General features: G+C 32.7%; 14 protein-coding genes and 1 riboswitch. All 14 genes read left to right on the top strand.

Features of this window, described 5'->3' with window-relative positions:
* The first annotated feature begins 11 nt into the window (after nucleotides 1-11).
* Nucleotides 12-572 carry a hypoxanthine phosphoribosyltransferase gene (gene hpt / locus BMZ74_RS10285; RefSeq protein WP_089862157.1) on the top strand — a complete coding sequence of 187 codons (561 nt, stop codon included), beginning with the start codon at nucleotides 12-14 and terminating at the stop codon, nucleotides 570-572.
* A gap of 234 nt (nucleotides 573-806) precedes the next feature.
* Nucleotides 807-2,708 (top strand): ATP-dependent zinc metalloprotease FtsH, encoded by a 1,902-nt coding sequence (gene ftsH, locus BMZ74_RS10280; RefSeq protein ID WP_089862156.1) that lies wholly within the window; start codon nucleotides 807-809, stop codon nucleotides 2,706-2,708.
* A 171-nt stretch (nucleotides 2,709-2,879) separates the two neighbouring features.
* Nucleotides 2,880-3,515 (top strand): ABC transporter ATP-binding protein, encoded by a 636-nt coding sequence (locus BMZ74_RS10275; protein WP_245750868.1) that lies wholly within the window; start codon nucleotides 2,880-2,882, stop codon nucleotides 3,513-3,515.
* Nucleotides 3,516-3,557: 42 nt separating this feature from the next.
* On the top strand, nucleotides 3,558-4,340 hold the full coding sequence (locus BMZ74_RS10270; RefSeq protein ID WP_089862155.1) for an ABC transporter permease: 783 nt from the start codon (nucleotides 3,558-3,560) through the stop codon (nucleotides 4,338-4,340).
* Nucleotides 4,341-4,446: 106 nt separating this feature from the next.
* Nucleotides 4,447-6,117: a formate--tetrahydrofolate ligase gene (locus BMZ74_RS10265; RefSeq protein WP_089862154.1), complete on the top strand. Its 1,671-nt coding sequence runs from the start codon at nucleotides 4,447-4,449 to the stop codon at nucleotides 6,115-6,117.
* A 53-nt stretch (nucleotides 6,118-6,170) separates the two neighbouring features.
* A riboswitch (THF riboswitch) is annotated at nucleotides 6,171-6,266 on the top strand.
* Nucleotides 6,267-6,339: 73 nt separating this feature from the next.
* Nucleotides 6,340-6,882 (top strand): folate family ECF transporter S component, encoded by a 543-nt coding sequence (locus tag BMZ74_RS10260; RefSeq protein WP_089862153.1) that lies wholly within the window; start codon nucleotides 6,340-6,342, stop codon nucleotides 6,880-6,882.
* A gap of 57 nt (nucleotides 6,883-6,939) precedes the next feature.
* Nucleotides 6,940-7,788: a biotin--[acetyl-CoA-carboxylase] ligase gene (locus BMZ74_RS10255; protein WP_089862152.1), complete on the top strand. Its 849-nt coding sequence runs from the start codon at nucleotides 6,940-6,942 to the stop codon at nucleotides 7,786-7,788.
* Nucleotides 7,789-7,814: 26 nt separating this feature from the next.
* Nucleotides 7,815-8,780, top strand: coding sequence for a BMP family ABC transporter substrate-binding protein (locus tag BMZ74_RS10250; RefSeq protein WP_089862151.1), 966 nt, complete (start codon nucleotides 7,815-7,817; stop codon nucleotides 8,778-8,780).
* Between the two features lie 93 nt (nucleotides 8,781-8,873).
* Entirely contained in the window at nucleotides 8,874-9,815 is a 942-nt protein-coding gene (locus BMZ74_RS10245; RefSeq protein ID WP_089862150.1) for an NAD(P)H-dependent flavin oxidoreductase, read from the top strand.
* A gap of 127 nt (nucleotides 9,816-9,942) precedes the next feature.
* A complete protein-coding gene (locus tag BMZ74_RS10240; RefSeq protein ID WP_089862149.1) occupies nucleotides 9,943-10,716 on the top strand; it encodes a type III pantothenate kinase in 774 nt (257 codons plus the stop codon).
* Between the two features lies 1 nt (nucleotide 10,717).
* A complete protein-coding gene (gene dusB / locus BMZ74_RS10235; protein ID WP_089862148.1) occupies nucleotides 10,718-11,695 on the top strand; it encodes a tRNA dihydrouridine synthase DusB in 978 nt (325 codons plus the stop codon).
* 208 nt (nucleotides 11,696-11,903) lie between these two features.
* Nucleotides 11,904-12,386 carry a transcription elongation factor GreA gene (greA, locus tag BMZ74_RS10230; protein ID WP_089862147.1) on the top strand — a complete coding sequence of 161 codons (483 nt, stop codon included), beginning with the start codon at nucleotides 11,904-11,906 and terminating at the stop codon, nucleotides 12,384-12,386.
* A gap of 87 nt (nucleotides 12,387-12,473) precedes the next feature.
* Nucleotides 12,474-13,955, top strand: coding sequence for a lysine--tRNA ligase (lysS, locus tag BMZ74_RS10225; RefSeq protein WP_089862146.1), 1,482 nt, complete (start codon nucleotides 12,474-12,476; stop codon nucleotides 13,953-13,955).
* Nucleotides 13,956-14,085: 130 nt separating this feature from the next.
* Nucleotides 14,086-14,484, top strand: a complete 399-nt coding sequence (locus BMZ74_RS10220; RefSeq protein WP_089862145.1) for a secondary thiamine-phosphate synthase enzyme YjbQ — start codon at nucleotides 14,086-14,088, stop codon at nucleotides 14,482-14,484.
* Nucleotides 14,485-14,927: the final 443 nt, after the last annotated feature.

Raw genomic sequence — 14,927 nt, 5'->3', positions numbered from 1 at the left:
GGAGGATCAAGATGGGAAAAAATACAGTGTTTGCTGATGATATCGAAGAAATAATAATTTCAGAAGAAAAATTAAAAACAAGAATTAGAGAATTAGGTGAAGAAATTACAGCTGCTTATAATGAAGATGATGATATAGTGATGCTCTGCATTTTAAGAGGAGCAGTTTTATTTATGGCTGATCTGGCTCGTGAAATTGATTTGCCGGTAGTTTTTGATTTTATGGATGTTTCTAGTTATGGTGCTTCTACAGAATCATCTGGTGTTGTAAGAATCATTAAAGATATGGAAGAAAACATTGAAGATAGACATCTTTTAATTGTTGAAGATATTATTGATACTGGACGTACTTTAAAACACGTAGTAGATATGCTCCACACTAGGAGCCCAAAAAGCATTAAAATAGTGACTCTATTAGATAAGCCGGAAAGAAGAGTTCAAAAAGAACTTGAAGCAGACTTTAATGGGTTTGAAATTCCAGATAAATTTGTAGTTGGATATGGTCTAGATTTTGCTGAAAAATATCGCAACTTATCATTTATTGGAGTTTTAAAGGAGAAAATGTATTCATAATAGCTCAGCGGCTTAAATATTTATTAGTAAATGTTAACTTTTTAATTGAAATCTAATAATTATATTATATAATTATTTTGCTTATAGATAGCTTCTATACAGATATAATTCTAACTTTTTAAGCTGATTTTAACTATTTAAATAAGCTATTTATTTAGTTTATTTACAAAATATAAATAGTGTGTTATAATATTTTACTGTATATGATTTAAGTCGTAGGGGGAGGTAAAGAATTTGAATAAGTTTGTTAAGAATATAGGTTTTTATTTAATATTGATCGCTATATCTATTCTGGTTGCTCAATTTTTTATGCAGCAAGGTCCAGCGACTGTAGAAGATTTTACATATACAAATCTTTTGCAGGAAGTTGAAGCTGATAATATAAATAAAGTGACCATTGTTGGTAATCAGGAAGTTACCGGAACTATCAATAACCGGAATTTCAAAGTCCCAGTTCCACCAGAAGCTATTCCGTCTTTAATGCAGGAGCTAAGAGCTGGTGATGTTAATATCAAAACAGAACCTCAGCCAACCACACCGTGGTGGATTAATATCCTTAGTTATATACTGCCAGTTGTAATTTTAATTGTAGCCTGGGTTTTCATTATGCAGAAGATGCAGGGTGGCGGCGGTAAAATGATGTCTTTTGGTAAAAGTAAAGCTAAATTAGATGAAAGTAAAAAGAAAATGACTTTTGAAGATGTTGCTAATTACGAAGAAGTAAAAGAGGAACTTAGAGAAGTTGTAGAATTTCTCAAAAAGCCTGATAAATTCACTGAATTAGGTGCTCAGGTTCCGAAGGGAGTCTTATTAGTGGGACCTCCAGGAACAGGTAAAACTTTAATGGCTAGAGCAGTAGCAGGTGAAGCAGGAGCTCCTTTCTTCTTTATTAGTGGATCTGATTTTGTAGAGATGTTTGTTGGAGTTGGAGCTTCTCGGGTGAGAGATTTGTTTGAAAAAGGCAAGAAGAATTCACCCTGTATAATTTTTATTGATGAATTAGATGCTGTTGGTAGACAACGGGGTGCTGGTTTAGGTGGTGGACATGATGAACGAGAACAAACCTTAAACCAATTATTGGTTGAAATGGATGGTTTTGAAGCCAATGAAGGAATAATTCTGATGGCTGCAACTAATAGACCTGATGTACTTGATCCTGCACTATTGAGACCTGGACGTTTTGATAGGCAGATTATTGTAGATAAACCAGATAGACTGGGAAGACAAAAAATATTAGAAATTCATGTTAAAGATAAACCTTTAGCTGATGATATAGAACTTGAAGTATTGGCAAAACGTACACCTGGATTTACCGGTGCTGATATGGAAAATTTGGCTAATGAAGCTGCTATTTTAGCTGCTAGAAGAGGTAAAAAAATTATCTCAATGAAAGAGTTTGATGATGCTATTGATCGGGTAATAGCTGGTCCAGCTAAGAAAAGTAGAATAGTTACCGAAAAGGAAAAAAATCTTGTTTCTTATCATGAAACTGGGCATGCTTTATTAGGTGAATTATTAGAACATGCTGATAGAACTCATAAAGTAACAATTATTCCGCGTGGTAGAGCAGGTGGGTTTACTATTCCGCTACCTGAAGATGATCAGAACTTTATGACTAAGGGACAGCTGCTTGATAAAGTTACCAGTCTAATGGGAGGTAGGGCTGCTGAGGCTATTTTCCTTGATGATATTAGTACTGGTGCTCAGAATGATATAGAGCGGGCAACCCAAATCATTAGAGCAATGGTAACCGAATATGGTATGAGTGAAAATCTAGGTCCTTTAACTCTGGGGCAAAAACATGATCAGCAGGTATTCCTGGGAAGAGATATTTCTCGCCAGCGTAACTATAGTGAAGAAGTGGCAGCCCGGATTGATAAAGAAATTAGTAAAATGGTTGAAGAATGTTATAGTAAAGCTGAAAGATTATTAAAAGAAAACTCAGCAATAGTCGAACGAATTGTTTTAGCTTTAAAAGAACATGAGACTTTAAATGCTGATCAAATCAGATTGTTGATTAAAGGTGAGTCAATAACTGGTGATCCAGATAAAGATATTTTTTCTGAAAATGATTCAGATAACAATACTAATTTACCAGAAGGGGTTACTGTCTTTAAACCAGAGCCTCAAAGTTAAAATAAAATATTAATCGTAATTAAAGAGATCAGTTTAAAAACTGGTCTCTTTTTTTTATTGTAATTTTAGAGCTTCCTTTACTTTTTAAAATTAATATTTTATAATTAATTTTAATCATGGTTTTGTTAAGATTACTCAATTGACAAATTTTATGCTTGGGGGTAGTTGAATATGATGTTTGAACTATCAGCAGTAAAATTCAAAGATATTTTATTGATTGATTATTTAACTATTGAAGCGCAAAGTATTACAGCTGTAGTTGGTAGTAGTGGGGGTGGCAAAACTACTTTTTTAAAACTATTTAATAATATGAATTCTGCTGATCAGGGAGATGTTTTTTATAAGAATAGAAAAATTAATTATTATGATCCAGTCAAATTAAGACGAGAAGTTACTATGCTGCCACAAAATCCAGTTGTTTTTCCTGGTAGTCTGGCTGATAATTTTAGTTTAATTGAAAAGTTAACTGATCATAAATTAAGCTCTTTTACTAAATATAAAAAATTATTGAGTAAGGTTGATCTGAATTATAAATTGGATAGAGCAGCTGCTGATCTTTCTGGAGGAGAAAAGCAGCGTTTAGCTCTGGCTAGAGTAATGCTGCTTGATCCTGAAGTTTTGCTTCTGGATGAACCATCTTCTGCTTTAGATAGTTTAACTGAGCAAAAAATCATCGAAGTGGTTGTTAATTATGTAAAAAACAAAGCCAAAACTCTATTAATGGTTACCCATAGTACCAGATTAGCAAATGATTATGCAGATCAAATCATTACAATTGAAGATGGTAAAATTAAAGAAAACAAATAGTTAAATAATTTTTAAGCTTATTCTTAAAAGGGGGAGCAGATAATGGAGCGTCAAATAATAAATCTTCAGCTGACACAGCTTATATTTGCATACTTATTTGTTTTTATTTTATTAGTAATTGTGAAGAAAAAACAAATAGGTCAGGAAAAACAGATTATTATTGCCTCCTTAAGAATGACTTTACAGCTAATCATTATTGGATTTATTTTAGAGTATGTTTTTAATAATCAAAATCCCTTGTTTAGTTTAGCCATCTTAATCTTGATGGAAATTTTTGCAGTACATAATATCTATAGTAGAACAGAAGTCGAATTGCAGCATGATATGCGTAAAATTATAGCAGTTTCGATGTTTTTAGGAACTTTGCTTAGCCTTGCCTACTTTATTTTTATAGTTGTTCAGCTAAAGCCATGGTTTAGAGCAGATTATTTTATTCCTTTAGCAGGTATGCTTATTGGTAATTCGATGACTGGAATCTCTTTAGGAATAAATCATTTACTAACAGGAATTAGTGATAAACAGCAGCTAATTGAAAATTACTTGATGTTGGGAGTTGAACCAGAAAAATCAATAGCTGAAATTACACAGCAGGCATTTTATAATGCTATTTTACCTACTATTAACTCTATGTTAGGAATGGGAATCGTTTTTTTGCCAGGTATGATGACTGGTCAAATTTTAGCTGGGGCTTCACCATTAATAGCTATTAAATATCAGATAGCAATTATGTTAGGAATTTTGGGTAGTGTTACTTTAACTGTATTTTTTTTGATTAAGTATGGGGCAAAAACATTTTTTAACTCAGAAAAACAACTTAAGTTATAATTAGTTATTAAATATCAAGTTACTAAGTTTACTATTTAACTGTAATAGTTAAATTTAAATACATAATTAATAAAATTAGAAGATAATATTTCAGGGGGGAAATAATTTGAAAAGTGATATTCAAATTGCTCAAGCTGCAGAAATGAAGGAAATTAGAGAAATTGCAGCAGATTTAGGATTAGATGAGTCTGATTTAGAACTGTATGGTAAATATAAGGCTAAAATTAAACTAACTGCTTTAAAAAGAGAATATAAAAAATCAGCAGGTAAATTAGTTTTGGTTACTGCAATTACTCCGACACCAGCTGGTGAAGGTAAAACTACTACTACTGTCGGTCTCGGCCAGGCTTTAAATAGACTTGGCAAAAAAGCAGTAATTGCTATTCGCGAACCTTCTTTAGGGCCAACTATGGGAATCAAAGGTGGTGCAGCTGGTGGTGGTTATGCCCAGGTGGTTCCTATGGAAGATATTAATTTACATTTTACAGGTGATATTCATGCAATTGGAGTAGCTCATAATCTTTTAGCAGCAGCTATAGATAATCATATCAAGCAAGGCAATGAACTTAGAATAGATCCAACTAAAATCACTTTTAAAAGAGTAGTTGATATGAATGATCGAGCTTTGAGAGAAACAGTGATCGGGCTTGGCGGAAGCAAAAATGGGCAGCCGCGTGAAGATGGCTTTCAAATTACTGTTGCTTCTGAAGTCATGGCTATCCTTTGTCTTGCTAATGATTTAATGGAGTTAAAAGAAAAATTGGGTAAAATAGTGATTGGCTATAATTATAACGGAGAGAGTGTTACTGCTGCTGATTTAAATGTTGCTGGTGCAATGACAGCTCTGCTCAAGGATGCTATTAAACCTAATCTTGTTCAGACTCTGGAAAATACTCCTGCCTTTATTCATGGAGGACCTTTTGCAAATATAGCTCATGGTTGTAATAGTATAATGGCTACTAAATTAGCTCTGGGACTGGGAGAAATAGCAGTTACTGAAGCAGGTTTTGGAGCTGATCTTGGTGCGGAGAAATTTTATAATATTAAGTCGAGATTTGCTAATTTAAATCCTGATGCAGCAGTTCTAGTTGCTACAATTAGAGCTTTAAAAATGCATGGAGGGGTTGAGCTTGCCGAATTAGAGCAAGAAAATCTTGCTGCTCTGGAAAAAGGAATTTCTAATTTAGAAAAGCATTTAGAAAACATGGCTAAATTTGGTGTTCCAGTAGTAGTAGCAATTAATAAATTTCCTACTGATAGTGAAGCTGAAATTAATTTAGTTCGGAAGAAATGTGAAAAAATAGGAGTTGAGGTAGCTCTCTCTGAAGTCTGGGAACATGGCGGTCAAGGTGGAGAAGAGCTTGCTAAAGCAGTAATTAAACTTTTAGAAAACAAAAAAAGCAAATTTAAATTTTTATATAATGTAGAACAGCCAATTAAAGATAAAATTTCTAAAATTGCCCGAGAAATTTATGGGGCAGTAGGTGTTAATTATAGTGAAAAAGCTTTGCAACAAATAAAGCAATATCAAAAACAAGGTTATAATAATTTGCCAATTTGTATGGCTAAAACTCAAAGTTCAATTTCAGATAATCCAGCTCTAAAAGGAAGACCTTCTGGATTTAAGATTAGTGTAAAATCAATTAATTTATCAGCAGGTGCAGGATTTTTAGTTGTGATGACAGGACCAGTTCTCACAATGCCTGGTTTACCTAAAACTCCAGCTGCTGAAGCAATTGATATTGATGAAAATGGCAAAATTTCGGGATTGTTCTAATTAACTTTAAAATTACGGTTAAATAAGTTATAATGAGTAAAAGAAAATTAAGTGATAGAGTAGGCAGAAGGCGTAGAGTGTTCAGAGATGGGACGTTGCTCTGAAACGAAAGCTTTTTTAGCTGCGGTCTTTCTGTCGCGTCCGCTGTCACCAAAGTGTCCTCTTTCTTTGGTGCAGATTATTAACTATCATCCTAACCAGAGAGGGAGGGAGGTGGAAATAATGAAAATTAATACTCGTTTAACTGCTTATCTGTCTTTTTTAACTGCTCTAACTATTATTTTAACTAGAATTTTGAGTATCAGGATTCCTATAGCTGGGGTAGAAGGAGTCAGAATAGGTTTTGGTGCTTTACCAATAATTTTTGCTGGAGTTGCTTTTGGACCACTTGCTGGAGGAATTGTTGGAGCACTTGGTGATTTAATTGGTTATTTTATTAATCCTATGGGAGCATACATGCCTCATTTTACTTTGACATCATTTTTAACAGGATTTATTCCAGGTTTAATAGTCTTTTATGTGCTCAGACGTTGTCGAACTTTACCGGTTATTTTTATTGCTATTTCGGTGGGACAATTAATAACTGCTTTGATTATGGTGCCCTATTTTATTAATCTTCTTTTTGGAGTTCCTTATCAAGTAATAGTTCCACCCCGTTTAATTGGGCAATTAATAAATATACCTTTATATGTTTATTTCATTAAATTACTATTAAATAAAGATGCTGTTAAGGTGAAAAAAATATCGGCTAGAACAAGCTGTTAAAAATATTCAAAAACTTAAAGGTCCGCAATATGCGGGCCTTTTTCTAGGAGAATTTAAATGAATAAAGAAAATCAATTTAATGTAGCTGAGATTAAAAATTATTTAAAGAAGCAAGATTATGACTTGAAACAATTTAAATTAAATATATTTTCTGAAGTAGATTCTACTAATGATTGTGCCAAGGAATTTATTGAATCCAAATTAAACTCTTTTTCAGAAGCGGAGCTGCAGCAATCTCCTTTTGTTTTTGCAGCTGAAAAGCAGTTAAAAGGGAGAGGAAGAAGGGGCCATACCTGGTTTTCAAATAATTCTGCTGGCCTGGCAGTTTCTTTTTTATATAAAGTAGAGATTGATCTTGCCAGGCTTCCCCAAATAACCGCTGCAGCTGGTCTGGCAGTTCAAGAATTATTAAAAGAAATTTCTTTGCCAGCTCAAATAAAATGGCCGAATGATTTGATAGTTAATCAGCGTAAAATAAGTGGAATTTTAACAGAACTTGTGTTTAATGATCAACAGGAAGCATATGTTATTATTGGTTGTGGAGTTAATTTGAATAACAAAAATTTTAACGCTGAAGTCAGTCGAACGGCTACTTCTTTTTATCAAGAAAAAAATAAAGCAATTTCTAAAAGTATTTTTTTGGCACGTTTATTAATAAAAATGAATTTATATATTAAAAAATATTTTTCTCATCAAAGAGAGAGCTTAATTAAAGTCTGGAAAAAAGAATTAAATTTAACCGATAAAAAAGTTAGAATAAACTATAAAAATGATAATTATCTTGTTATAATAAAAAAAGTTCTTGATAATGGCGATCTCTGGGTAAGATTTAAGCATGGTCAGGAAAAAATTTTAAAAACAGCTAATACCTCGCTTGATTACAGCAGTCTGGTAGAGTTTAATTAATTTTTATAATTTAAGGAGGAAATTTAATGGGTAAAAATATTTGCTTTCTTGTTATAATTGTTACCCTTATTTTAGTTTTAAGCTTTCCAGTTTTAGCTCAAAACTTTAAGATTGGCTTTGTAACTGATATTGGAGGTCTGGATGATAATTCAGTTAATGATCAGATAAGAGCTGGTTTATTAAACAACAATCAAAATCTTGAGCTTACTACTAAAATTAAAGAGGTAAATTTAATGAGTAATTATCTTGCCAGTTTAAATGAACTTGCGGAAGAAGGATTTAATTTGATCTGGGCTGCTGGCTACACAATGCAAGAGGCGGTTGAAGAAGCTGCTCAAATGAATCCTGAGCGTCAATTTGCTTTACTTGATGCAACCGTTAATTTAGAAAATGTCTTATCGATTCAATTTGCTGATCAGGAAAGTGCTTATCTAGCTGGCATTACAGCTGCTATTTATTCGAAGACAGGGGTTATTGCTTTTATTGGGGGGCGTAAAACTGATAAAGTTTTAGCTTATCAGCAGGGATTCAATGCTGGGGCAAAAGTATATCGCTCAGATATAAAAGTTATTAATAAATATATTGATAGTTTTAACTTTAGTCTTCAGACTGCAGATATTTGCCAGGAAGTTAAAAATGATGGTGCAGATATTATTTTTCATGCAGCAGGAGCTAATTCACAGGCGATAATTAATTTTGCTTTAAAAAATAAAATTTATCTAATTGCTGCAGATCCAGCTGAAATAGAGCTGGCCCCTCAAAATACTTTAACTTCTTTGAGACAAAATATAACATATGTTGTTGAGCAAGAAAACAATAATTTAGTTACTGGTAAATATCGATCAGGTATTAAAAAATACGGTCTGGCTGAAAATGGAGTAGGTCTTGACCAAAAACAATTAGCTAAGTTTTTAACCGAAACTGAGCAGCAGACTATTGATCAATATAGAGCAGAAATAAGTAATGATGAAATATCTATTTTCGCTGAATAATAAATTTTGACTTTAAGTCAAAAAAATATTTAAATCTCTTGAATTATGTGATAAGATAAAGAAAGTAAAGAATTCAGTTTTAGGAGTGATATATTGAAATTACCGGAACTTAGAATTGCTGACTTAAAAGCAAAATTTCCAGTTGTTCAGGGTGGAATGGCAATAAAAGTATCAATGTCTGAATTAGCAGCAGCTGTTGCTAATGAAGGTGGAATTGGAGTGATTGGCGGTACAGCTTTGAGTACTGGTGAATTAAAATCAGAAATAAAAAGGGCAAAATCTTTAACTGACGGTATAGTTGGAGTTAATATTATGTTTGCAGCTCGTGATTTCAAAGAAGCTATTAAGGCTTCAATTGAAGCTGGGGTTGATGTTATTATATCAGGAGCAGGTTTTTCTAGGGATATGTTTGGGCTTGGTCAGGAAAGTAATACCCCTGTTATTCCAATTGTATCTTCTCTTAAGCTAGCTAGAATATCAGAACGCCTTGGTGCTGCTGCTGTAGTAGTTGAAGGTGGAAATGCAGGCGGCCATCTAGGAAGTGAAAAAGAAAGTTTTGAATTAGTAAAAAAAATTGCTGGCAAAGTTAAAATTCCAGTGATAGCAGCGGGAGAAATAGTTGAGCCAGCTGATATAGAGCATATGCTTGAACTGGGAGCAGATGGGGTTCAAATGGGAACACGTTTTTTAGCTAGTAAGGAAGCCGCAGTTGCTGAAAAGTTTAAAGAGCTATGTGTCAAGGCAGCTCCAGAAGATGTAATTAAAATTATGAGTTCAGTTGGTTATAAGGCTAATGCATTAAAGACTAAATTTGCCCGTTTAATTAAAGCAGGGGAAGCGCCTGCGCCAGCAAAGTGCACAAATTGTTTAAAGCACTGTACAAAAAAATTCTGCATTAAAGATGCTTTATTAGCTGGAAAATGTGGAGATCTTGATAAAGGAGTTTTCTTTACTGGAGCTGGAGTTGGTAAAATAAAAGAAATTTTAACAACTAAGGAAATTTTTCAGCAAATAAAAAATTACTTTAAAGAATAAACTTTTATTAAAAAAGCTGCAGAATGTTCTGCAGCTTTAAATTGTTAAGTTTAAAGTTTTGTTATAGTATTATTTTAAGAATTTTTTTCTGCTTTTAGCTTTTAAAATTTGATAAGGAGTAAATTAAATGATTTTAACTATGGATATTGGTAATACAAATACAGTTTTAGGTCTTTATGATGGTGATTTACTAAAAACTCATTGGCGAATTGCAACTGATCGTAATAAAACTCCAGATGAATATGGAATGCTTTTTAAAAATTTATTTGATTCAGCGGAGATTAGTAATAAAGTTGTTGATTCTATTATAATTTCCAGTGTAGTACCACCAATTTTAAGAGTTTTAAAGAAAACTGCTTATCGATATTTTAATGTAAATCCTCTAGTGATAGGTCCTGGAGTTAAAACTGGGATGAATATTAAAACAGATAATCCCAAAGAAGTCGGAGCAGATCGGATTGTTAATGCAGTTGCTGCTAGTAGAATTTATTCTGGACCCTTAATAATTGTCGATTTTGGAACAGCAACTACTTTTTGTGCGGTTTCTGAAACTGGCGAATATCTGGGAGGCGCAATTGCGCCAGGGATTGGAATTTCCGCTGAAGCTTTATTTAATCAATCTGCTAAATTACCACGTATTGAATTAGTAGAGCCTGGTCAGGCAATTGGGAAAAATACAATTGATGGTATGAAAGCTGGAATAGTTTATGGCTTTGTAGGTCAGGTAGAATATTTAGTTGCTAGAATAAAAAAAGAACTATCTGATACTGCTTCAGTAATTGCTACTGGTGGTCTGGTAAGTTTGATTGCAGCTGAAACTGATGCAATTGATCATGTTGAACCATTTTTGACTTTAAAGGGGCTTAAATATATAGCTGATTTAAATGGAGTGAAATCTTAAAATGAACTTTTATGATTTGAATATTGAGCCAGCAGTTTTCTTAGCCCCGATGGCAGGAGTTAGTGATTATCCCTATCGTCAGTTAGTCAGAGAGATGGGAGTTAAATTACTTTATACAGAAATGATAAGTGCTAAAGGGTATGTTTATGGGAATCGACGCACATCAGAACTGCTCAAATTTGATAAAGGTAAGCAAGGAGCAATTGCTGTCCAATTATTTGGCGAAGATTCAGAATTTATGGCCCGGGCAGCAGCTGGTATTACCCAAGAATATGAGGTTGATTTAATTGATATAAATTTAGGCTGTCCTGCAGCTAAAATTGTTAAAACTGGTGCTGGATCAGCTTTAATGAAAACACCTCAGTTAGCTGCTAAAGTTATTTCTGAAACTGTAAAAGCTGTCCAAATACCGGTTACAGTAAAAATGAGAAGTGGTTGGGATGATAATAATCTTAATGCAATTCAAATAGCTAAATTGGCTGAAAATTCAGGTGCAGCAGCAGTAGCTGTTCATGGCAGAACACGTCAGCAATTTTATAAAGGACAGGCAGACTGGCAAATAATAAAAAATGTTAAGGCAGCTGTAAATATTCCTGTCATTGGTAATGGAGATATTTTTTCGGATTTAGATGCTGAGGCTATTCTGGCATCTACTAATTGTGATGGAATTATGATTGGGAGGGCAGCTCAAGGGAACCCCTGGATTTTTAAAGAAATTATTTATTATTTAAAAACAGGTAATAGATTAAAAAAAATCAATAATATAGAAAAAATTAATTTTGCGCTGAGACACTTAAAATTAAGTGTTGATTACTATGGCGAAGATTATGGAATTCCCATAATGAGAAAACATTTAGCCTGGTATTTAAAAGGTATGCCTAATGCCAGTGAGATGAGAAATAAAATAAATCAGCTAACAGATTACTTTAAATTAATAAAGCTGTTAAATAATTATAAAAATGATTTGGATAATGATTAATAATAATGTCAGAAATTGTTTCTTGACAATAAAAGTAAATTTATTTATAATAATTAATAATTGTAGATATAGTTTATGTCAGGTTAGCTAACCTGACATAATTATTCGTTGGGCTGAAATAGAGGCCTTTTTTACTATTTTGCATATATATTAGATAATTTTGATAATTTAACTTTAAATACAACTTAGAAAGTAGAGGGAGATTTTTATGCCAGAACAAGTAATGCTTACAGAAGAAGGTTTTGAGAAGTTAGAAAAAGAACTTGATTATTTAGAAAATGAAAAAAGACGAGAAGTTGCTAAAAGAATAAAAGTTGCTCGAGAGTTTGGCGACATTAGTGAAAACTCAGAATATGATGATGCCAAGAATGAACAGGCTTTTGTTGAAGGCAGAATTCAAGAAATTAAAAATATGCTGAATAATGCTCATGTAGTAAAAGATGATGAGGTTACAGATAAAAAGGTTAATTTGGGGACAACAGTTGTTCTACATGACCTTGATAATGAAGATGAAATAAGCTATACTTTAGTTGGTTCAGCAGAAGCAGATCCATTAAACTACAAAATTTCTAATGAATCACCAATTGGTAAGGCCATCCTGGGTCATGCAATTGGAGATAAAGTAAAAGTAGAAACTCCTGGTGGACAGGTTACTTATAAAATTATTTCTATCAAAAAGGTAAAGAATTAGCAAAAAAAATTTTGAAAATATGATTGTTTATTTAGTTAAGAAATAGGCTTTAGCCTATTATAATTTAATAAGGAGATGGATGTTTAAATGAGTGAAAATGTGCTCGAAGATATGAATGACCTAATGCTGCAGAGAAGAGAAAAACTTAATCAGTTAAGAGAGGATAAGGAGAAAGCGTTTGCTGATAAGTATCTTCCCAGTCATCATGCTAAGGATGTAGAAGCTGATTTTGCAGAATTAGAAGAAAAAGAAGTTAAATTGACCGGTCGACTAATGGCTATTAGAACTCATGGCAAAGCAAGTTTTGCTGACTTAGCTGATATGAGCGGACAGGTTCAATTATATGTAAAACAAAATAATATAGGTGAGGATCGCTATCAATTTTTTCAAGAACTTGATTTAGGTGATCTTGTGGGCATAACAGGTACAGTTTTCAAAACAAATAGAGGTCAGGTATCTGTTAGGGTTTCTTCTTTTGAACTTTTAACTAAGTCATTACGCCCATTACCAGAAAAATTTCATGGTTTAAAAGATAAAGATATTCGCTATCGTCAGCGTTATTTAGATTTAATTGTTAATCCTGATGTTAAAGAAACATTTGTAATCAGAAGTAAAATAATTAGAGAAATGAGAAAGTTTTTAGAAGAAAAAGGTTTTCTTGAAGTTGAAACTCCAATGATGCATCCAATTGCTGGAGGAGCAACTGCTCGTCCTTTTATTACACATCATAATACTTTAGATATGGATTTATATTTAAGGATTGCGCCTGAGTTATATTTAAAAAGATTAATTGTAGGTGGCTTTGAAAAAGTATTTGAAATTAATAGAAACTTCCGGAATGAAGGGATGTCATACAAGCACAACCCTGAATTTACTACAATGGAGTTATATCAGGCACAGGCTGATTATCATGATATGATGGAATTGACTGAAAATCTTGTTAATGATCTAGCTGAAAAAGTTCTTGGAACTAGTAAAGTTGAATATGAAGAAACTGAAATTGATTTTACACCAGCCTGGGAAAGAATTACAATGGTTGAAGCAGTTAAAAAATATACTGGATTAGATTTTAGTGAATTTGAAAGTGATGCTGAAGCAGTAGAAGCTGCAAAATCAATTGGGATTGAAGTTAGTTCAAAAATGACTTATGGAGAAATTTTAAATGAGGTTTTTGAAGAAAGAGTTGAGGACAAGTTGATTCAACCTACATTTATTATGGACTATCCAATTGAAGTTTCACCTTTAGCTAAAAAAATAGAAGCTGATCCAAGGTTTACTTATCGTTTTGAAGCATTTGTTTATGGTAGAGAAATCGCTAATGCCTTTAGTGAATTAAATGATCCAGAAGATCAAAGGGAGAGATTTGAAAAACAAACAGCTATGCGCGAAGCTGGTGATGAAGAGGCTCAGATGATGGATTACGATTTCATTCGGGCTTTAGAATATGGAATGCCACCTACAGGTGGATTAGGAATTGGAATCGATCGTCTAATCATGCTACTTACTGATTCAAGCACAATTAGAGATGTAATTTTATTCCCAACTATGCGTCCAGAACGGAATGAATAAAAATATTAAAGCCAGGTTAGCCTGGCTTTTTAATATAAAAATAATTATAGAAATATTCAGTCTATACTGAACTAATTTAAAGTTTAATTAGTTGATTATTAAATTTCAAGTATATTATAAGGAGGTTTTTATGCTGCATAAGCTAAATATTAAAACCCATAGTAAAGTTGAGTTAATCGATATTACCAGTCGAATAAGAGAATTGCTTAAATCTGAAAAAATAGGTAATGGTAGTATTCAAATTCATGTGCCACATACAACAGCAGCGGTAACTATTAATGAAAATGCAGATCCGGCTGTTAAAGAAGATATAATTAAAGAGATTAATAAAATAATTCCATTCTCAGATAATTATTCTCATCGCGAAGGTAATTCAGCAGCTCATTTAAAATCAAGTTTATTTGGAGTTGACCAAAATCTACTAATTGATAATAATGAATTAGTTTTAGGTACCTGGCAGGCAGTTTACTTTTGTGAATTTGATGGCCCTAGAACTAGAAATATTTATATTAAATTTAAAAAAGATTAAAGTAAAAACATCTTGACAAGAGAGGGTAAAAGTGGTAATATAATATATGCCGCTGAAAAGCAGAAGAATGAATTTTTCGGCCGCAATAAATTATCTTAAAAAGTTCTTGACAAAGAGAGAGATGCTTGATAAGATAATAAACGTCGCCAAGATAGTAAGCTGATTTAAAGCAAAATAATCAGCAGATATCGGAAAGAACTTTTTGATAAAAAAACGAAAAAAGTTCTTGACAAAGCAAAGCGGAATTGATAAGATATTAATTGTCGCTGAGAAAAACTGGCGGATAAATATTGAAGAAATATGAACCTTGAAAATTAAACAGCAAGCCAACGTTAATTATTTTGAGTCTAACTCAAAACAATAGTTTCAAAGCTTTTATTGTAAATAGAAGCCAAATCAAATTCTTTATACGGAGAGTTTGATCCTGGCTCAGGACGAACGCT

Origin of the sequence: Halanaerobium salsuginis (assembly GCF_900114545.1) — a bacterium.
Lineage (GTDB): Bacteria > Bacillota > Halanaerobiia > Halanaerobiales > Halanaerobiaceae > Halanaerobium > Halanaerobium salsuginis.
The sequence above is the reverse complement of the archived record's forward strand: the minus strand, read 5'-3'. Positions and strand labels throughout refer to the sequence as shown.